Source organism: Streptomyces sp. NPDC041796 (assembly GCF_055590785.1).
Map to the genome: position 1 here is coordinate 34875 of NZ_JBVJAH010000010.1, position 20585 is coordinate 55459.

Annotated in this window: 21 protein-coding genes and 1 tRNA gene; 12 read left to right on the forward strand and 10 right to left on the reverse strand. The window is 72.3% G+C overall.

The genetic code is table 11. The features are described from left to right. The first annotated feature begins 25 nt into the window (after positions 1-25). Positions 26-235, forward strand: coding sequence for a hypothetical protein (locus ACZ6C1_RS21145; RefSeq protein WP_469242674.1), 210 nt, complete (start codon positions 26-28; stop codon positions 233-235). Between the two features lie 7 nt (positions 236-242). Here ACZ6C1_RS21145 and hutI read toward each other — a convergent pair whose 3' ends face one another. Genes hutI through hutU form a run of 4 tightly spaced genes read right to left on the reverse strand, consistent with a single transcriptional unit; the run spans position 243 to position 5744 of the window. Continuing rightward, positions 243-1490: an imidazolonepropionase gene (gene hutI, locus ACZ6C1_RS21150; protein WP_469242675.1), complete on the reverse strand. Its 1248-nt coding sequence runs from the start codon at positions 1488-1490 to the stop codon at positions 243-245. Positions 1491-1507: 17 nt separating this feature from the next. Further along, on the reverse strand, positions 1508-2842 hold the full coding sequence (locus ACZ6C1_RS21155) for a formimidoylglutamate deiminase (RefSeq protein ID WP_469242676.1): 1335 nt from the start codon (positions 2840-2842) through the stop codon (positions 1508-1510). Further along, on the reverse strand, positions 2833-4023 hold the full coding sequence (locus tag ACZ6C1_RS21160) for an allantoate amidohydrolase (RefSeq protein ID WP_469242985.1): 1191 nt from the start codon (positions 4021-4023) through the stop codon (positions 2833-2835). The genes ACZ6C1_RS21155 and ACZ6C1_RS21160 overlap by 10 nt, the downstream gene beginning before the upstream one ends. A 56-nt stretch (positions 4024-4079) precedes the next feature. After that, positions 4080-5744: a urocanate hydratase gene (gene hutU, locus ACZ6C1_RS21165; RefSeq protein ID WP_469242677.1), complete on the reverse strand. Its 1665-nt coding sequence runs from the start codon at positions 5742-5744 to the stop codon at positions 4080-4082. A gap of 124 nt (positions 5745-5868) precedes the next feature. Here hutU and ACZ6C1_RS21170 point away from each other — a divergent pair, with 124 nt between their 5' ends. The 6 genes from ACZ6C1_RS21170 to ACZ6C1_RS21195 all read left to right on the forward strand — a co-directional run bounded on the left by ACZ6C1_RS21170 (position 5869) and on the right by ACZ6C1_RS21195 (position 11078). Then, entirely contained in the window at positions 5869-7191 is a 1323-nt protein-coding gene (locus tag ACZ6C1_RS21170; protein WP_469242678.1) for a type III PLP-dependent enzyme domain-containing protein, read from the forward strand. Between the two features lie 38 nt (positions 7192-7229). Then, entirely contained in the window at positions 7230-8585 is a 1356-nt protein-coding gene (locus tag ACZ6C1_RS21175; RefSeq protein WP_469242679.1) for an APC family permease, read from the forward strand. A gap of 127 nt (positions 8586-8712) precedes the next feature. Continuing rightward, positions 8713-9279 carry a hypothetical protein gene (locus tag ACZ6C1_RS21180; protein ID WP_469242680.1) on the forward strand — a complete coding sequence of 189 codons (567 nt, stop codon included), beginning with the start codon at positions 8713-8715 and terminating at the stop codon, positions 9277-9279. Further along, positions 9276-10121: a transcriptional regulator gene (locus ACZ6C1_RS21185; protein WP_469242681.1), complete on the forward strand. Its 846-nt coding sequence runs from the start codon at positions 9276-9278 to the stop codon at positions 10119-10121. The genes ACZ6C1_RS21180 and ACZ6C1_RS21185 overlap by 4 nt, the downstream gene beginning before the upstream one ends. A 25-nt stretch (positions 10122-10146) precedes the next feature. Further along, the gene (locus ACZ6C1_RS21190) at positions 10147-10698 is read left to right on the forward strand and encodes a roadblock/LC7 domain-containing protein (protein WP_469242682.1); all 552 of its coding nucleotides are present in this window, start codon (positions 10147-10149) and stop codon (positions 10696-10698) included. A 5-nt stretch (positions 10699-10703) separates the two neighbouring features. Beyond that, positions 10704-11078, forward strand: coding sequence for a hypothetical protein (locus ACZ6C1_RS21195; protein WP_469242683.1), 375 nt, complete (start codon positions 10704-10706; stop codon positions 11076-11078). A 7-nt stretch (positions 11079-11085) separates the two neighbouring features. On the opposite strand, the gene ACZ6C1_RS21200 is transcribed toward ACZ6C1_RS21195, so the two are convergent. Both ACZ6C1_RS21200 and ACZ6C1_RS21205 read right to left on the reverse strand, forming a co-directional pair. Further along, a complete protein-coding gene (locus tag ACZ6C1_RS21200; protein WP_469242684.1) occupies positions 11086-11646 on the reverse strand; it encodes a hypothetical protein in 561 nt (186 codons plus the stop codon). Positions 11647-11746: 100 nt separating this feature from the next. Then, the gene (locus ACZ6C1_RS21205; RefSeq protein WP_469242685.1) at positions 11747-12592 is read right to left on the reverse strand and encodes a MurR/RpiR family transcriptional regulator; all 846 of its coding nucleotides are present in this window, start codon (positions 12590-12592) and stop codon (positions 11747-11749) included. 161 nt (positions 12593-12753) lie between these two features. Here ACZ6C1_RS21205 and ACZ6C1_RS21210 point away from each other — a divergent pair, with 161 nt between their 5' ends. Further along, complete coding sequence (locus ACZ6C1_RS21210; protein WP_469242686.1) at positions 12754-13173, forward strand: hypothetical protein; 420 nt, start codon at positions 12754-12756, stop codon at positions 13171-13173. Between the two features lie 292 nt (positions 13174-13465). Here ACZ6C1_RS21210 and ACZ6C1_RS21215 read toward each other — a convergent pair whose 3' ends face one another. After that, positions 13466-14851 (reverse strand): cystathionine beta-synthase, encoded by a 1386-nt coding sequence (locus tag ACZ6C1_RS21215; protein WP_469242687.1) that lies wholly within the window; start codon positions 14849-14851, stop codon positions 13466-13468. Between the two features lie 119 nt (positions 14852-14970). Here ACZ6C1_RS21215 and ACZ6C1_RS21220 point away from each other — a divergent pair, with 119 nt between their 5' ends. The 3 genes from ACZ6C1_RS21220 (at position 14971) to ACZ6C1_RS21230 (ending at position 18683) form a co-directional block, all read left to right on the forward strand. Next, positions 14971-15957: an SGNH/GDSL hydrolase family protein gene (locus ACZ6C1_RS21220; protein ID WP_469242986.1), complete on the forward strand. Its 987-nt coding sequence runs from the start codon at positions 14971-14973 to the stop codon at positions 15955-15957. A 375-nt stretch (positions 15958-16332) separates the two neighbouring features. Further along, a complete protein-coding gene (locus ACZ6C1_RS21225; RefSeq protein ID WP_469242688.1) occupies positions 16333-17553 on the forward strand; it encodes an acetyl-CoA C-acetyltransferase in 1221 nt (406 codons plus the stop codon). Positions 17554-17774: 221 nt separating this feature from the next. After that, entirely contained in the window at positions 17775-18683 is a 909-nt protein-coding gene (locus ACZ6C1_RS21230; RefSeq protein WP_469242987.1) for a hypothetical protein, read from the forward strand. Here the strand turns inward: ACZ6C1_RS21230 and ACZ6C1_RS21235 are convergent. Beyond that, positions 18667-19014, reverse strand: a complete 348-nt coding sequence (locus ACZ6C1_RS21235; RefSeq protein ID WP_469242689.1) for a hypothetical protein — start codon at positions 19012-19014, stop codon at positions 18667-18669. The genes ACZ6C1_RS21230 and ACZ6C1_RS21235 overlap by 17 nt on opposite strands. A gap of 99 nt (positions 19015-19113) precedes the next feature. Between ACZ6C1_RS21235 and ACZ6C1_RS21240 the strand changes: the two genes are divergently transcribed. Then, complete coding sequence (locus ACZ6C1_RS21240; RefSeq protein ID WP_469242690.1) at positions 19114-19344, forward strand: DUF4287 domain-containing protein; 231 nt, start codon at positions 19114-19116, stop codon at positions 19342-19344. A 78-nt stretch (positions 19345-19422) separates the two neighbouring features. Here the strand turns inward: ACZ6C1_RS21240 and ACZ6C1_RS21245 are convergent, their stop codons facing one another. Together ACZ6C1_RS21245 and ACZ6C1_RS21250 are read right to left on the reverse strand one after the other, a co-directional pair. Then, a complete protein-coding gene (locus ACZ6C1_RS21245; protein ID WP_469242691.1) occupies positions 19423-20301 on the reverse strand; it encodes a Bax inhibitor-1/YccA family protein in 879 nt (292 codons plus the stop codon). A gap of 174 nt (positions 20302-20475) precedes the next feature. Then, positions 20476-20557: transfer RNA gene (locus ACZ6C1_RS21250), tRNA-Leu, on the reverse strand. Positions 20558-20585: the final 28 nt, after the last annotated feature.

The window sequence follows — 20585 nt, forward strand, 5'->3', positions numbered from 1 at the left end:
CACCTCGTCGGCGCCCGGGCCCGGCATGACGGCCGCCCGAATGCCGCGGCGGATGTGCGTGCGGGGTGACCGCTGCGCGACCTCCCCGGTCCTCGTGGCCGAGGTGCACGCCGGTTGGGGACCCGGTGTCACCGTCCACGCCTGCACCGAGTGCGCCCCGCTCCTTCCGGAGCCGCCGGGCGCACTCGACCTGGTCGCCACCGGTCGGCACGACCGGGAGGGCGACAACGTGTGACCTGTCGTCAGACGACCCGTTCACCGCGCCGCCAGACCGCCGACACCAGCGGCACGCCCGGGCGGTAGGCGAGGTGGACGTGGGAGGGGGCGTCGAGGAGCGCGAGGTCGGCGCGGGCGCCGGGGGTGAGGCGGCCGATGTCGGTGCGGCGGAGGGCGGCCGCGCCGCCGGCCGTGGCGGACCAGAGGGCCTCGTCCGGGGTCATGCCCATGTCCCGTACGGCGAGGGCGATGCAGAACGGCACCGAGGACGTGAACGACGAGCCCGGGTTGCAGTCCGTCGACAGGGCCACCGTCACGCCCGCGTCGAGCAGTCGGCGGGCGTCGGGCCACTCGGCGCGGGTGGAGAACTCGGCCCCGGGGAGGAGTGTCGCGACGGTACGGCCACCGGCGAGGGCGTCCACGTCGGCCTGGGTGAGATGCGTGCAGTGGTCGGCCGACGCCGCGTCGAGTTCGACGGCGAGCTGGACGCCGGGCCCGTACGAGAGCTGGTTGGCGTGGATGCGCGGGTGCAGGCCCCGCGCCTTGCCGGCGGTCAGGATCTCGCGGGCCTGGTCGCCGTCGAAGGCGCCCTTCTCGCAGAAGACGTCGATCCAGCGGGCGTGCGGGGCGCAGGCGTCCAGCATCTCGCCGGTGACCAGGGCGACGTAGGAGGCCGGGTCGTCGGCGAAGTCGGGGGAGACGATGTGCGCGCCGAGGTAGGTGACCTCGTCGGTGTGGCGGGCGGCGATGCGCAGTGCGCGGGCCTCGTCCTCGACGGTGAGTCCGTAGCCGGACTTGGTCTCGAAGGTGGTCGTGCCCTGGCGGAGCGCCTCGCGCAGGTAGTGGGTGACGTTGGCTTCGAGGGCCTCTTCGGTGGCGGCGCGGGTCGCGGCGACGGTGGTGCGGATGCCGCCGGCGGCGTACGGCTGCCCGGACATGCGGGCGTTGAACTCGGCGGTGCGGTCTCCCGCGAAGACCAGATGGGAGTGGGAGTCGACGAACCCGGGGATCACGGCCCTGCCGTCTGCGTCGACCCGATTGTCAGTGGCGGGTGCTTTGCTTGATTCACCGATCCAGACCACGCGGTCGCCTTCGATGACGACGGCCGCGTCCTGGATCAGTCCGAGGGGGGATCCGTCACCGAGGGAGGGGTCGTTGGTGACCAGGCTGGCGATGTTGGTGATGACGGTGGCCGTCGCCGCGACCGTGTTGTTCGCGGTCGGGGGGGCGGCTGTCGCCGGGGGGTTGTTCGTCGTCTCGTTGCCGCTGTTCATGGTGCGAGATGTCTCCTTCAGCCGTGCAGCGCGGCGATCGAGTCCGTCAGCGCTCGGGGCACATCGTGGACCAGGGCGTGGACCCCGTCCCGTACGACATGGCGACCGCCCACGACCGTATGGCGCACATCCGCTGCCGACGCGGCGAATACCGCTGTCTCAGCTGCCAGACGCGGCACCGGTCCCGCTGTCCTGACCGTGTCGAGGGCGATCGTCGTGAAGTCGGCGAGCGCCCCGGTTTCGAGGCGGCCGGCGTCCGGCCATCCGAGGGCGGCGTGCCCGTCGGCGGTGGCGGCGTGCAGCAGTGCGGCGGCCGTCCAGTGGCCACGGGTGCGGGAGCGGAGGCGCTCGTCGAGCTCCATCGCCCGTGCCTCTTCCAGCAGGTCGATCACCGCGTGGCTGTCGCTGCCCAGCGACAGCGGCGAGCCGGCCCGTTGGAGGGCGACGGCCGGGCCGATGCCGTCGGCGAGGTCCCGTTCCGTCGTGGGGCACATGCAGGTGCCGGTGCCGGTGCCGCCGAGCAGGGCGATGTCCTTGTCCGTGAGGTGGGTGTTGTGCACGCCCGTGGTGCGCGGGCCGAGTACGCCGTGGTCGGCGAGCAGCTCGGCCGGTGTGCGTCCGTGGGCGGCCAGGCAGGCGTCGTTCTCCGCCGTCTGCTCGGAGAGGTGGACGTGCAGGGGCGCCTGCCGGTCGGCGGCCCATTGGGCGACCGTGGACAGCTGATCGGCGGGGACGGCGCGTACGGAGTGGATGGCCGCGCCGATGCGGACGCCGTCCCGGTCCTTGAGGAGGGAGGCCCGCTCGGCCCACGCGTCCGCCGTGCCGTCGGAGAAGCGCTGCTGGTGCCGGTCGGGGGCGGCGCCGAAGCCGGAGGAGAGGTATGCCGTGTCGAGCAGGGTGATGCGGATTCCCGCCTCGCCGGCCGCCGCGGCCAGCGCCTCACCCATGGCGTTGGGGTCGGCGTACGGGGTGCCTCCGGGCGCGTGGTGCAGGTAGTGGAATTCGCCGACGGCCGTGATGCCGGCGAGCGCCATCTCCGCGTACACGGCGCGGGCGAGCGCGAAGTAGGTGTCGGGTGTCAGGCGGGAGGCGACCTGGTACATCACCTCGCGCCAGGTCCAGAAGGTGCCGGATCCCACCTGGACGGTGCCGCGCAGCGCCCGGTGGAAGGCGTGGCTGTGGGCGTTGGCGAGGCCGGGGATCGTCAGGCCGCGCAGGGGCACGGTGCCCGGCGGCGGGGTGTCGGCGCCGGTGCGTACGGCGGTGATGCGGCCGTCGGTCACGTCGAGGGTGACGCCCGGCTCGACGTGGGTGCCGAGCCAGGCGTGTTCGCACCAGTAGGTCAGCTGCACGCCAGGCCCTCCAGCACGTCGGCGAGTGCGAGGACGCCGGCCACGCAGTCGTCCTCGGCCGCGTGTTCGGCCGGGGAGTGGGAGACGCCCGTGGGGTTGCGGACGAACAGCATCGCGGTGGGGACGGAGGCCGACAGGATGCCCGCGTCGTGCCCGGCGCCGGTGCCGAGTACGGGGACCTGGCCGCCGAGGATCTTGGCGAGTTCGTCCCTGAGCGCGTGCTCGAACTCGACGACGGGGGTGAAGGATTCGCGTACGACGGTGAGGTCGACGCCCTGGCGGGTGGCCGCCTCGTGGGCGGCTGCCTCGACGGCCGACACGACAGCGTCCAGCGTCGCCTGGTCGGCCGCGCGGGAGTCCAGCCAGCCGCGTACGAGCGAGGGGATGGCGTTGACGCCGTTCGGCTCGACCGCGATCTTGCCGAAGGTGGCGACGGCGCCCGCCAGCTCCGCCTCGCGGCGGGCCGCGATGACGGTCTCGGCGTACGTCAGCATCGGGTCGCGCCGGTCGGCGAGCCGGGTGGTGCCGGCGTGGTTGGCCTCGCCGTGGAAGTCGTACCGCCAGCGGCCGTGCGGCCAGATCGCGGAGGCGATACCGACCGCGTCGCCGGTGAGGTCGAGGGCGCGGCCCTGCTCGACGTGCAGTTCGACGAACGCGCCGATCCGGGCCAGCCGCTCCGGGTCCGGGCCGATGGCCTCCGGGTCGTATCCGGCGGCCTCCATGGCCTGGGGGAGGGTGACGCCGTCACCGTCGCGGAGCTGGTACGCGGCCTCCTTCGTCAGCTGTCCGGCCGTGAGGCGGGAGCCGACGCAGGCGAGCCCGAAGCGGGCGCCCTCCTCGTCACCGAAGTTGGTGATGGCCAGCGGCCGGTGGAACGTGGCCCCCCTGCGGCGGAGTTCGTCGAGCGCGGCGAAGGAGGAGACGACGCCGAGCGGGCCGTCGAAGGCGCCGCCGTCCGGGACGGAGTCGAGGTGCGAGCCGGTGACGACCGCGTCCGGGCCGAGGGGGTCGCCGAGCCAGGCCCACTGGTTGCCGTTGCGGTCGGTCTCGTAGGTGAGCCCGCGTGCCTCGGCCTGCTCCTGGAACCAGGTGCGGCAGTCGGCGTCGGCGCCGGTCCAGGCGTGGCGGCGGTAGCCACCGCTCCCGGCGTGGCGGCCGATGGGGGCGAGGTCGGCCCACATGGTGTGGAACGAGGGCGGCTGCACACCGGTGGGTGGGGGTGCGCCCGTGGAGCCGGTCACGACTGGTCGCCCTCCCGCATCGGGACGCGGACGCCGCGCTCGTCCGCGACGGACTCGGCGATGTCGTAGCCGGCGTCGACGTGGCGGATGACGCCCATGCCGGGGTCGTTGGTGAGGACGCGGCGGATCTTCTCGCCCGCGAGCGGGGTGCCGTCGGCGACGGTGACCTGGCCGGCGTGGATGGAGCGGCCCATGCCGACGCCGCCGCCGTGGTGGATGGACACCCAGGAGGCGCCGGAGGCGACGTTCACCATGGCGTTGAGGAGCGGCCAGTCGGCGATGGCGTCGGAGCCGTCCAGCATGGCCTCGGTCTCGCGGTACGGGGAGGCGACGGAGCCGCAGTCGAGGTGGTCGCGGCCGATGGCGAGGGGGGCGGACAGCTCGCCGGAGGCGACCATGTCGTTGAAGCGCTCGCCGGCGCGGTCGCGTTCGCCGTAACCCAGCCAGCAGATGCGGGCGGGCAGGCCCTGGAAGTGGACGCGTTCGCCGGCCATCTTGATCCAGCGGGCCAGCGACTCGTTCTCGGGGAAGAGGTCGAGGATGGCCTTGTCGGTCTTGTGGATGTCGGCGGCGTCGCCGGACAGGGCGGCCCAGCGGAAGGGGCCCTTGCCCTCGCAGAACAGGGGGCGGATGTAGGCGGGCACGAAGCCGGGGAAGGCGAACGCCCGGTCGTAGCCGGCGAGCTGGGCCTCGCCGCGGATGGAGTTGCCGTAGTCGAAGACCTCGGCGCCCGCGTCCATGAAGCCGACCATGGCTTCGACGTGCCGGGCCATCGACTCCCGGGCGCGGGTGGTGAACCCGGCCGGGTCCTTGGCCGCGTAGTCGGCCATGTCGTCGAAGTCGACGCCGAGCGGCAGGTAGGAGAGCGGGTCGTGGGCGGAGGTCTGGTCGGTGACGATGTCGATGGGCGCGCCCTCGGCCAGCATGCGCGGCAGCAGCTCGGCGGCGTTGCCGAGGAGGCCGATGGAGAGGGGGCGGCGGGCGTCGCGGGCCTCGACGGCGAGCTGGAGGGCGTGCTGCAGGGAGTCGGCCTTGACGTCCAGGTACCGGTGCTCGATGCGGCGTTCGATGGCGCGGGGGTCGCAGTCGATGCAGATGGCGACGCCGTCGTTCATGGTCACGGCGAGCGGCTGGGCGCCGCCCATGCCGCCGAGGCCGGCGGTGAGGGTGATGGTCCCGGCGAGGGTGCCGTTGAACTTCTTGGCGGCGACGGCGGCGAAGGTCTCGTAGGTGCCCTGGAGGATCCCCTGGGTGCCGATGTAGATCCACGACCCGGCCGTCATCTGGCCGTACATGGTCAGACCGAGCTGTTCCAGCCGCCGGAACTCCTCCCAGTTCGCCCAGTCGCCGACGAGGTTGGAGTTGGCGATCAGGACCCGCGGTGCCCATTCGTGGGTCTGCATGACGCCGACGGGGCGGCCGGACTGGACGAGCATCGTCTCGTCCTGCTTGAGCGTCCGCAGCGTACGGACCATGGCGTCGAAGGAGCGCCAGTCGCGGGCGGCCTTGCCGGTGCCGCCGTAGACGACGAGCTTGTCGGGGTGCTCGGCGACCTCGGGGTCGAGGTTGTTCTGCAGCATCCGCAGGGCGGCTTCCTGCTGCCATCCCAGGGCGCTCAGTTCCGTACCGCGCGGGGCCCGTACGGGGCGGGGTCCTGACATGGGGATGCCTCCTCGGTCGCAGTTGGTCGGCTGCGGTTGCAGATTCAGTTATTCACATCTTGACCGGATGAATAGATGTAGTCAACGGCTGCGGTGCCCGCCGCCGGATGATTGGCTGGAGAACATGGCTTCAGACCGTCGCGATCAGGCCGTACGAGCAGCAGTCGACCAAGCCCTCCTCACCGAGTCCGCACCCGTCGCCGCCCTCCTCGACGTCGCCGGAGTCCGTGCCTCCGCCGCCGCCCTCCACACCGCCTTCGCGGAGGTCACCGACGCGCCCGTGCTGCACGCCTTCGCCGTCAAGGCGTCCCCGCTCGTCCCCGTCCTGCGCCTGCTGTACGCGGCGGGCCTGGGCGCCGAGGTCGCCAGCCCCGGCGAGCTGGCCCTGGCCGGCGCGGCCGGGATCGACCCGACGCGGATCGTGCTCGACTCGCCCGCCAAGACACCCGCCGAGCTGAGCGAGGCCCTCGCCCTCGGGATCGCCGTCAACGCCGACAACCCGCAGGAGCTGGCCCGCCTCGACGCCCTGCTCCAGCAGACCCCCACCCGCTCCCCGCTCGGGCTGCGCGTCAACCCGCAGATCGGCGGCGGCACCATCGACGCCCTGTCCACCGCCACCGCCACCTCCAAGTTCGGCATCGCGATCCGCGACGAGGGCGCCCGCGACCGCGTCGTACGGGCGTATCTCGACCGGCCCTGGCTGACCCGGCTGCACACCCACTCCGGCTCGCAGGGACTGCCGCTGTCCCTCCTCGTCACCGGCATCAGGGAGGTGTACGAGCTGGCCGAGGAGATCAACACGGCCGCCGGGCGCCACCAGATCGACACCATCGACATCGGCGGCGGGCTGCCGGTGAACTTCGCCTCCGACGACGAGACCCCGACGTACGCGGAGTACGCCCGGCTGCTCGCCGCCGAGGTACCGGGGCTGTTCGACGGACGCTACGGCCTGGTCACCGAGTTCGGCCGGTCACTGCTGGCCAAGCACGGCACCGTGCTGGCCCGCGTGGAGTACACCAAGACGTCCGGGTCCCGCCCCATCGCCGTCACCCACGCGGGCGTCCAGGTCGCCACCCGTACCGTCTACGACCCCGTCTCCTGGCCGCTGCGGATCGCCGCGTACGACGCCAAGGGGATGCCCAGGACGGGCGGCCCGCTCGTCGACCAGGACGTGGCCGGGCCGGCCTGCTTCGCCGGCGACCTCCTGGCCGTGAACCGCCCGCTGCCGCTCCTCGAACCGGGCGACATCGTGGCCGCGCTGGACACCGGGGCGTACTACTTCGCGCACCACTACGCGTACAACTCCCTCGCCCGGCCGGGCGTGTACGGCTTCGTCACCCACGACGACGGGTCGGTCTCCTTCGCGACCGTACGCCCGCCCCAGACCGTCGCCGAGATCGTCGCCGAGGCAGGCGGCGGACGCCCGGACGTCCTGCTCATGCCCTGAACCGGCATTCCTCCGGGCCGCCAGGGCAGAACCCTCCCATGACCACCACGGAACAGCCCGCGGGAGCTCACGAGGAGCCGGCCCTCAAACGGGTCATCGGGCCGAAACTGCTCATCCTCTTCGTCATCGGCGACATTCTGGGCACCGGTATCTACGCCACCACCGGCAAGGTGGCGGGAAAGGTCGGGGGCGCGCTCTGGCTGCCGTTCGTGATCGGCTTCGTCGTCGCGGTTCTGACGGCGGCGTCGTACGTCGAACTGGTCGGCAAGTACCCCAAGGCCGCCGGGGCGGCCCTGTACACCCAGAAGGCGTTCAAGGTCCCCTTCCTGACCTTCATCGTCGCCTTCATGGTCATGTGCTCGGGCCTGTCGTCCGCGAGCGCCGCCGCCCGCGCGTTCAGCGGGGACTACCTCACCGAGTTCACGGAAGGAGTGATTCCGCCCACCCTGGTCGCGATTCTGTTCATCCTCGCCCTCGCCGCGCTCAACCTCCGGGGCGTGTCGGAGTCCGTGAAGACGAACGTCGTCCTCACCGTCGTCGAACTGACGGGTCTGGCGATCATCCTCGCCGTCGGCGCCTGGGCGGTCCTCACGGGCGGCGGTGAGCCCTCGCGGCTGGGCGAGTTCCAGGCGACCGGCACCGGATACGCGCTGCTCACCAGCGTATTGGGGGCCACGGCGCTCGGCTTCTTCGCGTTCGTCGGCTTCGAGGACTCGGTCAACATGGCCGAGGAGACACGGGACCCGGTCCGCACCTTCCCCCGGGCGATCTTCACGGGCGTCGCGGTCACCGGCACCATCTACGTCCTGGTGGCGCTGGTCTCGTCGCTCCTGGTCGACCACCGCACCCTGGAGAAGTCCAGCGGGCCGCTCCTGGAAGTCGTCAAGGCCGGCGGGCTCGACTTCCCGCCCAAGGCCTTCGCGCTCATCGCGCTGTTCGCCGTCACCAACTCCGCGCTCATCAACATCATGATGGCCTCGCGCCTCTGCTACGGCATGGCCAACGAACGGATCCTGCCGCGGGCCATGGGCCGCGTCCTGCCCCGGCGCCGCACGCCCGTCGTCGGCATCGTCTTCGTGTCGCTCCTGGCGATCGGACTGGTCTCGACCGGGGAGATCGAGGGACTGGGCGACACGACGGCGTTCCTGCTGCTGTGCGTCTTCGCGGTGGTCAACATCGCGGTGCTCGTACTGCGCCGCGACCCGGTCGCCCACAAGCACTTCCGTACGCCGACGGCCCTGCCGGTCCTCGGTGCCCTCACGTCCCTGATCCTGGCCAGCCCGCTCGCCGACCGGGACGCGGACGTGTACATCCGGGCCGGGGTGCTGGTGGCGATCGGCATCGTCCTCTGGGCGCTCAACAAGGTGGTGATGCGCGCCCGCGGAGAGGCGTAACCGGCGACCCTATCCCCTCAGGGGCACGTTCCTCTGGAAAATGCCAGAACTCCCGCCAGGCGGGCGAACGTTGCGTAACCTCGCCGTCACAGCTTGGACGCCACGGGGATCTGGGAGGGGAGCCGGCGTGCCCGGAATCGACGAGTGCCTGCGCGAAGCGATGAGCCTGCCGGGCGCGCTGGGGGCGGCACTCGTCGACTGGACCAGTGGCCTCGCACTCGGCACGGCCGGCCATTCCCCCGTGGGCGACCACGAGACGACGGCGGCGGAGACGGCGGAACTGGCCCGGGCGGCCGCGGAGTACGAGTCGTTCGCCCCCGTCGCCTTACCGGCGGACCCCCGGGTACCGGCCCCCCAGGCCCTCCCCCTGGCCCTTCCGCCGGCCCCGGCCCCGGCGGCCCTGGACGCGCCGGGGCGGTCAGGTGCCCCGTCCACGGGCGTGCCCGTCGGCAGACCGGCGCCGAGCGGCGAGGCGGCCCTGCTCCCGGCGGTGCCGGGTGGCGTGGACCCCCATGCCCCGCCGGTCGAGGACGTCATCGTCACCACCCGTACCGGCTACCACGTCCTGCGGTTCGTCGAGACGACGTTCGACAGCAGTGTGTTCCTCCACCTGTGGCTGGACCGGTCCACGGGGAACCTCGCCCTCGCGCGGCTGCGGCTGCGGGAGTTGGCCGAGCGGCTGGTGCTGGTATGAGCACCCGTACCGCCGGGGCGGGCGCCGCCCCCACCAGGTCCGTCGTGTCACCGATGCTGCTGCGGCTCGCCCGCGAGCGTGCCACCGGGGCACTGCTGCGGGACCACGGGACGCTCTACCTCGTCGACGGCCGGGTCGTGCACGCGGAGAGCCCCATCGCGCCAGGACCGGACGTCCTGCTGACCGCGGGCGGCCGGCAGCGGCGCCAGGACCGGATATCGCCGGGCGAACTGGAGATCTGCCACCTGGGCGCCCTGTTCGACGCGGCGTTCTTCGCGCTCGCCCCCGGCCGTGGCCCCGCCCGCTTCCAGTACGGCGCCGTCGACGGGGCGCAGGCCGTACGCCCCGTGTCCGCCGCCGACGTGGAGCGGGAGACGCTGCGACGGCGCGAGCTGCTCGACAGCGTGTGGCCCTACCCGGCCGTCGACGCCGCCCCCGTCGTCCCACGGCCCGCCGCCCCCGGGCAGTCGGTCACCGCCCGCCAACGCGCCCTGCTGGCCCACGCCGACGGCCGCCGCACCCCCGCGGAGCTCGCCTGGGCGGTCGGCAGGCCCGCGTTCCACACACTGCTGGAGATCCGCCGGCTGGCCGCGGCCGGACTGGTGACGACCCCGCCGGAACCGATGCCGCTGCCGGTCGTGCGGGACCCGATGCCGCAGGAGCCCGTCATGCGGGGCACGGTCGCGCCGGGACCGGTCGTGCGGGGCACGGTCGTACCGGATGTGCTCCCGCGGAACCCGCCGCCGTACCAGACCTCCCCCTACTACCCCGTCGGCTCCGCTTCCGACCCGGACATCGCCCTGCTCCGCCGGCTCCGTGACGCCCTGGAGGCCCATCTGTGACCGCCCGTACGCCCCGTACACGCTCATGAGGCGCGCCTTGCGACAGCTCGCCGAAAGAAGCGAGAGGAGCGAGAGGAGACAGTTGATGACGGCGGCCGAAGCCGAGGTGCTCGGCGAGCTCAGACGCCTGCGGGCCCGCGTCCCGCAGGTGACCGGGGCGCTCGCCGCCAGCGCGGACGGCCTGGTCCTGGCCCGCGACACGGCGGACGCGGACGCCGCGGAGGGTGTCGCCGCGCTCACCGCGGCCGCGCTCGGCGTGGCGCTCCGGCTCACCGACGCCACCGGGCAGGGCGGCTTCCGCGAGCTGCTGGTCCGTGGCGAACACGGTTACGTCGCGACGTACGCGGCCGGCACGTCCGCCGTCCTGACGCTCCTCGCCGAACCCCGCATCAACGTGGGGCGGCTCCACCTGGAGGCCCGGCGGTCCAGCGCCCGCATCGGCGAACTGGTCGACGGCGCCCTGCGCCGGCGTACGGCGGACGGCGAGGCTCGGCACGGGCCCGCCTCCGCGTCCGCCCTCACCCCCGCACGACAAGCCATTCCACCCGTCCCGTCCCACAAACCGAAGGAAGCGTGACACTCATGGCCAACACCGAGACCGCCCTCAAGGAAGCCACCACGATCATCGACGGTGCCCTGGGCGCCGCCCTCGTCGACTACACCAGCGGCATGGCCCTCGGGACGATCGGCGGCGGCAAGGACCTCGACCTGACGGTCGCCGCCGCGGGGAACACCGACGTCGTACGCGCCAAACTGCGCACCATGGAGATGCTCGGCCTGAAGGAGGAGATCGAGGACGTCCTGATCACCCTGGGCACGCAGTACCACCTGATCCGGCTCCTGAAGGGGCGGGGCCAGAACGGCCTGTTCCTCTACCTGGCACTGGACAAGGACCGGGCGAACCTGGCGATGGCACGCCACCAGCTCCGCAAGATCGAGGCGGACCTGGAGGTCTGACGCGCGCTCAGCGACGCCGCGCCCCGCCCGGTGCGGCGTCGCCCGCCGCGATCCCGGTCGACCGGTACGCCGTGACGGGCTTTCCGGCCGGCCCCTTGGCGAGCCAGTCGGTACGCACCCACCACAGGGTCTCCTCGGTACGCTCCCGGTGACCGATCCACAGGGCCTTCAGCCACAGCCCGGCCCCCGCGCCCGCCAGCCACAGCCCGCCCGCGCCGGGCAGCGCGAACGACGAGCCGACGGCGGTGAGGAACGCGCCCAGCAGCCACCAGCGGTGGGCCCGCCGCCACACCCGTAGCGTCACGGCCCGGTCCTGGAGGAAGTCCGCCCGCGCCGCCCTGGTGGCCTGTGCGGCGAGCCGTGTGTAGCGCCCGCGCCGCGCCAGGGCCACTACGGCGGCGGTCACCAGGAACAGCGCGGCCCCGGTCAGCAGTCCGATGCGCCGCCCGGTGAGCCCGGGCAGCAGCGCCCCCGCCCCGGCGGCCAGCAGTCCCGGCCACCACAGGGGCGCGGCCCCCGCCCGTACGACCACGGCAACTCTCGCCAGCGCCTGCCCTCCACGCGCCACTTTCCGCCTCCCTGTCTCACGGCCGTCTTGGTGCGGCGGGAGGGTAACGCCCTTTCCTTAAAGTCTCCTGAGAAGCCCGGAAAGGACTCGGTGCGGCGGGTCACTCCACGAACAGGCCCCGCGCCGCGGCCGCCGCGTCGAACTCCTCCAGCCGCGCCTGAGCGTCGGGCAGTCCGTCGCACATGGCCTCCAGCAGCACCCGGCCCAGCAGCATCGGCGCGCACGCCGTGTCGAAGGCGAGTCCGGTGCCGACCGCCGCCGGGAGCAGCAGGTCGCTGTGCTTGGCGACCGGGGCGAACGCGGAGTCGGCGACCGTCACGACGGTCAGCCCGGCGTCGCGCGCGTACGCGAGGGCGTCCACGACTTCCCGGGGGTGCCGGGGCAGCGCGAAGCACAGCAGCACGGTGGCGCCCGCGCGCACGGCCGCGTCGATCCGGTCGGTGAGCATCGTGCCGCCCTCGTCGAGCAGCCGTACGTCGGGGTGGACCTTGGCGGCGAAGTACGCGAAGCCGCGCGCCTGGGAGGAGGCGGCGCGCAGTCCCAGCACGGGCAGCGGCCGGGAGGAGGCCAGGAGCCGCCCGGCGCGCTCCACCGGCTCGGGGTCGGCGAGCAGTTCGGCGAGGTGGCGCAGGTTCTCGATCTCGCCCAGCACGGCCTGCTGGTACTCGTTGTACGTGGAGTCGTCGGCCGCGCCGCCGGCCGGCTCGGCGGGCGCGACCTCGCGCAGGTGCTTGCGCAGCGCCGGGTAGCCGTCGAAGCCGAGCGCCACGGCGAACCGGGTGACGGACGGCTGGCTGACGCCGGCCAGCTCGGCCAGCTCCACGCTCGACAGGAACGGTACGTCACCGGCGCGCCGCACCATCGAGTGGGCGATCCGGCGCTGCGTGGGCGTCAGCCGGTGCCCCTCGAAGAGCGCCTGCAGCCGTGCGGCAGGGCTGTCGCTCATCCCGTCCCCCTCGTTCCCGACCCGAATATTCAGTCAACCAAGACTCTGCATGAGGATATGCAGCCGGGCAAGCCGCACGGGAAATCCGGGGGCGCCCAGGGGGTCGGAGACGGGGGTTAGCCCCACCGACACAACGGCTCCGAATCCGTACCGTTGGGGGCATGGAAGCCCGCGACACGGAGCTCGAAAAGGAGCTCGACGCCACCCTCCAGGCCCGCCGCGAACTGGGGACGGAGTACGAGTCGGCCCTCGTCGAGTCGTTCCTGGAGAAGGTGGAGCAGCGCCTGGACGCCACGGTCGACCGCCGTGTCCGCCGCCAGATCGCCGAGCAGCAGATGATCGTCGCCCGCGGCGCCCGCCCGGGCGGCGGCCCCGCGGTCGGGGAGAACTTCGGCGAGCGCTTCGGCTTCGCCATCGTCTCGCTGATCCTCGCGGTCCCGCTGTCGGCGATCGGTGTCGCGAACGCCGGTCTGGAGGGTCTGATAGTCACCTGGGCGGGCATAGTCGGCGTCAACGCGGCGCACTCGCTGCGGGGCGTGTCCCGGCTGCGGCGCGGCGGGGACGGGGTCCTGGACACCTGACCCGGTACGGCCGGCCGGGGGTACGCGGACGGGGGCCGTCCGGGCGACGGGGGATCGTGCGCGGGGACCGCCGCACCCCCGTTGCCGGGGGGCGGGACGACGGCGGTCCCCGCGAGGGACACGGGCCCGGGTCAGGGCCGGTCTCCGCGTCCGCGGCGTATCAGGAGGTTCCGGGAGCCGCTCCGGAGGTCCGTGACGCCGACACAGACCACCATGCCCGACACGTGTTAAGCGGGTGCTGCCACTACATGTCGTGCTCGTACCGATTGCACGAAGCCCCGTTCCCTTGTGGCTACTTGCCGTCCTTCGCGAGGAAGGCGAGCAGGTCCTGACGGCTCACCACACCGGTCGGCTTGCCCTCGACCAGCACGATCGCCGCGTCGGCCGTGCCCAGGACGGACATGAGGTCGGCGACCGGCTCGCCCGAGCCGACCTGGGGCAGCGGCGGGCTCATGTGCTTGTCGAGCGGGTCGTCGAGGGAGGCGCGCTTGGTGAACAGGGCGTCCAGCAGCTCGCGTTCGACGACCGAGCCGACGACCTCGGCGGCCATGACGTCGGGGTGACCGGCGCCGGGCTTCACGATGGGCATCTGGGAGACGCCGTACTCGCGCAGGACGTCGATGGCCTCGCCGACCGTCTCCTCGGGGTGCATGTGGACGAGCTTGGGGATGTCGCCCTCCTTGTGGCGCAGGACGTCACCCACGCTGGCGGACGGGCCGGCCTCCTCCAGGAAGCCGTAGTCGGCCATCCACTCGTCGTTGAAGATCTTCGACAGGTAGCCCTTGCCGCTGTCGGGCAGGAGGACGACCACGACGTCGTCGGGGCCCAGGCCCTCGGCGACCCGGAGCGCCGCGACGACGGCCATGCCGCAGGAGCCGCCGACGAGGAGGCCCTCCTCCTTGGCGAGGCGGCGGGTCATCTGGAAGGAGTCCTTGTCCGACACGGCGACGATCTCGTCGGTGACGGTCCGGTCGTAGGCGCTGGGCCAGAAGTCCTCGCCGACGCCCTCGACCAGGTAGGGGCGGCCGGAGCCGCCGGAGTACACGGAGCCCTCGGGGTCGGCGCCGACGATGCGGACCTTGCCGCCGCTGACCTCCTTCAGGTAACGGCCGGTGCCGGTGATCGTGCCGCCGGTGCCGACGCCCGCGACGAAGTGGGTGATCTTCCCGTCCGTCTGGTCCCACAGCTCGGGACCGGTGGTCTCGTAGTGCGAACGGGGATTGTTCGGGTTGGAGTACTGGTCCGGCTTCCAGGCGCCCGGCGTCTCACGCACCAGGCGGTCGGAGACGTTGTAGTACGAGTCCGGGTGCTCGGGGTCCACGGCCGTGGGGCAGACGACGACCTCGGCGCCGTAGGCCCGCAGCACGTTGATCTTGTCGGTCGAGACCTTGTCGGGGCAGACGAAGATGCACTTGTAGCCCTTCTGCTGCGCCACGATGGCCAGGCCGACGCCCGTGTTGCCGGACGTGGGCTCGACGATCGTGCCGCCGGGCTTCAGGGCGCCGCTCTCCTCGGCAGCCTCGATCATGCGCAGGGCGATGCGGTCCTTGACCGAACCGCCGGGGTTGAAGTACTCGACCTTGGCCAGGACGGTGGCCTGCAGGCCCTCGGTCACACTGTTGAGCTTCACCAGCGGGGTATTGCCGACGAGGCTGATCATCGAGTCGTGGTATTGCACCGTAATCTCCGGGGTCTCCGTAATGGTGCCGCCAGCGTATGCGTAGTCGGAGTCGAGTACGGGGCAGTTAACTCGTGTACGGCAACAAGGAGGTGGCTGCCCCTATGTCGAGGGCGAGGGTGGCACGGCGGATCGCCGCCGGTGCGGCGTACGGGGGCGGCAGCATCGGCCTGCTGGGGGCAGCGGCCGTCGGGGTGCTGCTGGCCGAGGTGCGACTGGCGAAACGCTCGGTGGGCGGTGGGGTGGCGCCCCTCCCACCGGCGGCCGACGGGCTGTACGGGCGGGGGTACGAGGGGGCCGCCGAGCCCCTGCGGTTAGCTCTCCTGGGTGATTCGACGGCGGCGGGCCAGGGCGTGCGCCGGGCGGGCCAGACGCCCGGCGCGTTGCTGGCCTCGGGGCTCGCCGCGGTCGCCGAGCGCCCGGTGGAGCTTCGGAACGTCGCGCTGCCGGGGGCCCGGTCGGACGACCTGGAGCGGCAGGTCGCGCTGCTGCTGGCCCATCCGGGGCGGATTCCCGATGTGTGCGTGATCATGATCGGTGCGAATGACGTGACGCACCGGATGTCGGCGACGCAGTCGGTGCGGTACCTCGCGACGGCCGTGCGCCGCCTCCGTACGGCGGGTGCGGAGGTGGTGGTCGGCACCTGCCCCGACCTGGGCACCATCGAGCCGGTCTACCAGCCGCTGCGGTGGCTGGCGCGGCGGGTGTCACGCCAGCTGGCGGCGGCGCAGACCATCGTGGTCGTGGAGCAGGGTGGCCGGACGGTCTCGCTGGGTGACCTGCTGGGGCCGGAGTTCGCGGCGAACCCTCGGGAGATGTTCGGCGCCGACAACTACCACCCGTCGGCCGAGGGGTACGCGACGGCGGCGATGGCGGTGCTCCCGACCCTGTGCGCCGTCCTGGGCCTGTGGCCGGAGCAGGACCGGCTGGAGGCGGACCGCCGGGAGGGCATGCTGCCGGTCGCCAAGGCCGCGGCCGAGGCGGTGGAGGAGGCCGGTACGGAGGTCACGGGCGCCCGTGCCCCGTGGGCCCTGCTCAAGCACCGCCGGCGTCGCCGCCTCCCCTCCGTGCAGGACCCCGCCCCCCTCCGGGACGCCCGCCCCTGACCCTCGCGCCGGGCGGTACGCCCCGCGCGGGGGCCGTGGGCTCCGCCCCGAGCCCCCGTTCCCGGCCCGCAGCCGGCGTCCGGCCCGCGCCCCCGGCGGTGGCCGCACCGCACCGGACGCCGGTCCGGTCCGTGGCGTGCGGGACGGCCCCGGCGGGGAGCCGCGTCCCGGCGGCCCCGGCGGGGGAACCGTGCGTCCCGGCGGCCCCACGGGTCAAACCGTTCGATTCGGGAAGGAACCGGGTGCGGGCGGCGGACCGGGGGCTGAGCGAGCGCTTAGAAATGCGGTCCGCATCACACGCCCGCCCCGATGACCCAGGCCATACGTACGGGTAACTTCCCTTTCAGTCCTGCCCCTCGCCCCTCTGGAGCCGTGATGCCCGAAGCCGTGATCGTCTCAGCCGCCCGCTCCCCCATCGGCCGGGCCTTCAAGGGCTCCCTCAAGGACCTGCGGCCGGACGACCTGACCGCCACGATCATCCAGGCCGCGCTCGCCAAGGTGCCCGAGCTCGACCCGCGTGACATCGACGACCTGATGCTCGGCTGTGGCCTGCCCGGCGGCGAGCAGGGGCACAACATGGGCCGTATCGTCGCCGTGCAGATGGGCATGGACCACCTGCCGGGCTGCACCATCACCCGGTACTGCTCCTCGTCGCTCCAGACGTCCCGCATGGCCCTGCACGCCATCAAGGCGGGCGAGGGCGACGTCTTCATCTCCGCCGGTGTCGAGATGGTGTCCCGCAGCGTGAAGGGCAACAGCGACAGCCTGCCCGACACCCACAACCCGCTCTTCGCCGAGGCCGAGGCCCGCACCGCCGCCCGCGCCGAGCAGGAGGGCACCGACTGGCACGACCCGCGCGAGGACGGGCTGATCCCGGACGCGTACATCGCCATGGGCCAGACCGCCGAGAACCTGGCGCGCCTCAAGGGCGTCACCCGCCAGGACATGGACGAGTTCGGCGTCCGGTCGCAGAACCTCGCCGAGGAAGCCATCAAGAACGGCTTCTGGGAGCGCGAGATCACCCCGGTCACCACCCCGGACGGCACCGTCGTCTCCAAGGACGACGGCCCGCGTGCGGGCGTGACGATGGAGGGCGTCCAGGGCCTGAAGCCGGTCTTCCGCCCCGACGGCCTCGTCACCGCCGGCAACTGCTGCCCGCTCAACGACGGCGCCGCCGCGCTGGTCATCATGAGTGACACCAAGGCGCGGGAGCTGGGCCTGACCCCGCTCGCCCGGATCGTGTCCACGGGTGTCTCGGGCCTCTCCCCCGAGATCATGGGCTACGGTCCGGTCGAGGCCAGCAAGCAGGCGCTGCGGCGCGCGGGGCTGACCATCGGCGACATCGACCTGGTCGAGATCAACGAGGCGTTCGCCGCCCAGGTCATCCCGTCCTACCGCGACCTGGACATCCCGCTGGAGAAGCTGAACGTCAACGGTGGCGCCATCGCCGTCGGCCACCCCTTCGGTATGACCGGCGCCCGTATCACCGGCACCCTGATCAACAGCCTCCAGTTCCACGACAAGCAGTTCGGCCTGGAGACCATGTGCGTCGGCGGCGGCCAGGGCATGGCCATGGTCATCGAGCGGCTCTCCTAACCGCACCGCGTCCCAGCCGTGACCGAATCTCCCCCAGGATGTGACCTATCTCCCGGGGGAGATTCGTTTGTGCAGGTCAGCGTGTGGATCCCGGGAAACCACGAGACAAAAGACCTGTCCATTTCGTGACGTAATGCACTGACAGGGGGCGCGGGCGCACGACAAGCTGATGTAGGAAGTGCGGGGGATCGATTGAAACCGGGAGTAAGTCAGTGAGCGCCATGTCTCTCGCCCTGCTGATGACCACGGCCACCGCCACGGCCGTGGGCGCCGCTGCTCTGCACGCCGCACACGGGCTGCGCAAGCAGGTCACCGCGCTGCGCACGGAGCTCGCCGCCGCGAACACCGCCGAGCGCACCCCCGCCGTGCCCCATGCCCGCACCAACGAGGACATACGCACGGCCGTCGCCGAGGCCCTCGCCGAGGAGCGGGAGCGCGAGCTGGCCGAGGCGCGGGCGTTCTGGGCCGCCCAGGAGGCGCGGGACGCCACCGACGGGCCGGGGACGCTGCTGGGCGGGCTGGGTGGCCTGACCGGGCTGGGCGGCGCCGCCACGGCCGGCGGACCGGGCGAGGACGGCCCGTTCTTCGTCCCGCGGCAGGCGGACTTCGCCGGCCTGGAGGCGATGGACGCGATGGACCTGAGCGCGGAGTACGCGGAGTACGCCGACGGGCTCGACGACCTCGACGCCCTCGCCGAGCTGCCCGACATCCCCGGCATCACCGACAACCCCTACCCCGAAGACTCCCCCGAGCTGGCCGCGGCCCGCCGCCGGCACCCCTCGCACCCCGACTTCGTCCCGGTCCAGACGCCGGTCGTCACCGACCACGAGCGGACCGTGGCCCGCCTGGAGGAGCTCGCCGAGACCCGCACGGCGCTCACCGACGTACGGCCCGGCCCCCTCGGCACCCTGGACGTGTACGTCTTCGCCGACGGCACGACCCTGTGCATGACGCCGGGCCACCGGGAGACCGCCGAGCGCCTCGCGGAGGCGCTGCGCAGGGGCGAGACGCCCGTCCTGCTGGGTGGTTCGGGGGTGTCCGGCGCGTACGCGCTGACCTTCTCGTGCGGCAGCGACGCCGACGCCGAGAACGTCTACATCCTCGCCGACCGCGTCATAGCGTCGCTGTAGCCGCCGCCCGCCGCACCGCCGCCACGGCCTCGTCCAGCTCCCGCCGCAGCAGCTCTTGCCGAAGCGGGGAGCCGGCCGGGGCCGTTCGCAGAATTTCCGCCAAATCGTTGCAGGCCACCACAAGCTGATCCGCGACCACGAACACCCCCGCGTCCGGCACGGTCCGCGGCGGCGCGTCCGGAGCCTCCAGCCGCTGGGCCCGCAGCGCCAACTCCCTGGCCAGGGCCAGTCCCTCGGCCGCCGCCCCCCGCTGGAGCCGGCTCTGCGGCGCGGCCCGCAGCCGGTCGGCGAAGCGTTCGACGGCGGCGGTCAGTTCTGTCGTATCGAGCACGCCGCGACCCTACGCGCCGCGACGGAACTGTTGCCAACGGGCGAACGCTCAGGCACGGTGACGTGAAGGAGCACACGCGCAAAGCGTCCGGAGGCGCCGATGTCCCAAGTCTTCTCCGAAGAGACCCATCGAAATCTGCTCTCCCGCATTCCCCACTGCACAGGCCGGCAAGTGTCCGATTGGCTTCGCACCGTCGAGGAAGGCCCCTCCCTCGTCCGTTTCGAGGAGAAGGTGAGCTGGCTCCGGGGCGAGCACAACCTCAGTTACGGACACGCCAAAGCGATCATCCACGAGTACGACCTGAGGCGGGCCGCCCGGAAGCTGCTCTGACGGCCGGCCGACAACGCCGACAACGCCGAAGGGCCCGCCCGGCGATCGCCGGGCGGGCCCTTCGTACGGTCACAGCGATCAGTCGTCGCCCTGCAGGATCGACAGCAGTCGCAGGAACTCCAGGTAGATCCACACCAGCGTCATGGTGAGGCCGAAGGCGGCCAGCCACGACTCCTCTCGGGGAGCGCCGTAGGTGACACCGTCCTCGACCTGCTTGAAGTCGAGGGCCAGGAAGCAGGCACCGAGGATGATGCCGATGACACCGAACAGGATACCGAGGCCACCACTGCGGAAGCCGAGGCCGTCACCGCCGCCGAACACGGCGAACAGCAGGTTCACCGCCATCAGCAGGACGAAGCCGAGCGCGGCCGCCATCACGAAGCCGTAGAAGCGGCGGGTGACGCGGATCCAGCGCATCTTGTACGCGATCAGCACACCGGCGAAGACCGCCATGGTGCCGAGCACCGCCTGCGGGACGACGCCGGGCGAGACGTACGTCGAGACGGCGTTGGAGATCACGCCCAGGAAGACGCCCTCGAACGCCGCGTACAGCAGGATCAGCGCCGGGGACGCCTTGCGCTTGAAGGACTGGATCATCGCGAAGACGAAGGCCACGAGGGCCGCGCCGATGCCGATGCCGTACGACTTGCCGAGGTTCTCGGGGTCGACCGGCAGCAGGAACCAGGCGAGCGTCGCGGTGACGAAGACCGTACCGAGCGTCATCGCGGTGCGCGACACCACGTCGTCGATGGTCATCGCACCCGGGCGCGCCGGGGCCTGTGCGGGGGCGCCGAGCTGGGCGTCCTGGGCGTACGGGTTGGTCGCGTACGGGTTCGTCGCGTACGGGTTCGTTCCAGCGGCGGGGCCCCCGGCCTGCGGCTGCTGCGCGTTGAAGCCCGCATAGCCGTTGTCGCGGCTGAACCCCCGTCGCGAGAAGACCGGGTTGCTGCTCCTCATCTCACTCCTCCATGGCCGCCGTGCGCGGCCTTGAGAACAAGAGTAATGGGCAAGCAAAAGAAACACCCTAGTGCTCGGGGAGGATCTTTCCCTCTCCCCCGCCACTCGTCCGTGGCCAGATCCTGCCGGTCGTCCGGTTTTTTGTGGGACCGCTCCCGTCAGGAGGGTCGGGAGTGCCCGGAACCGGACTCGAACCGGTACGGCCCGAAGGCCAGCGAGGTTTAAGCTCGCCGTGTCTGCATTCCACCATCCGGGCGTTACCCCGCGGCTCCGCGTTGGCACAG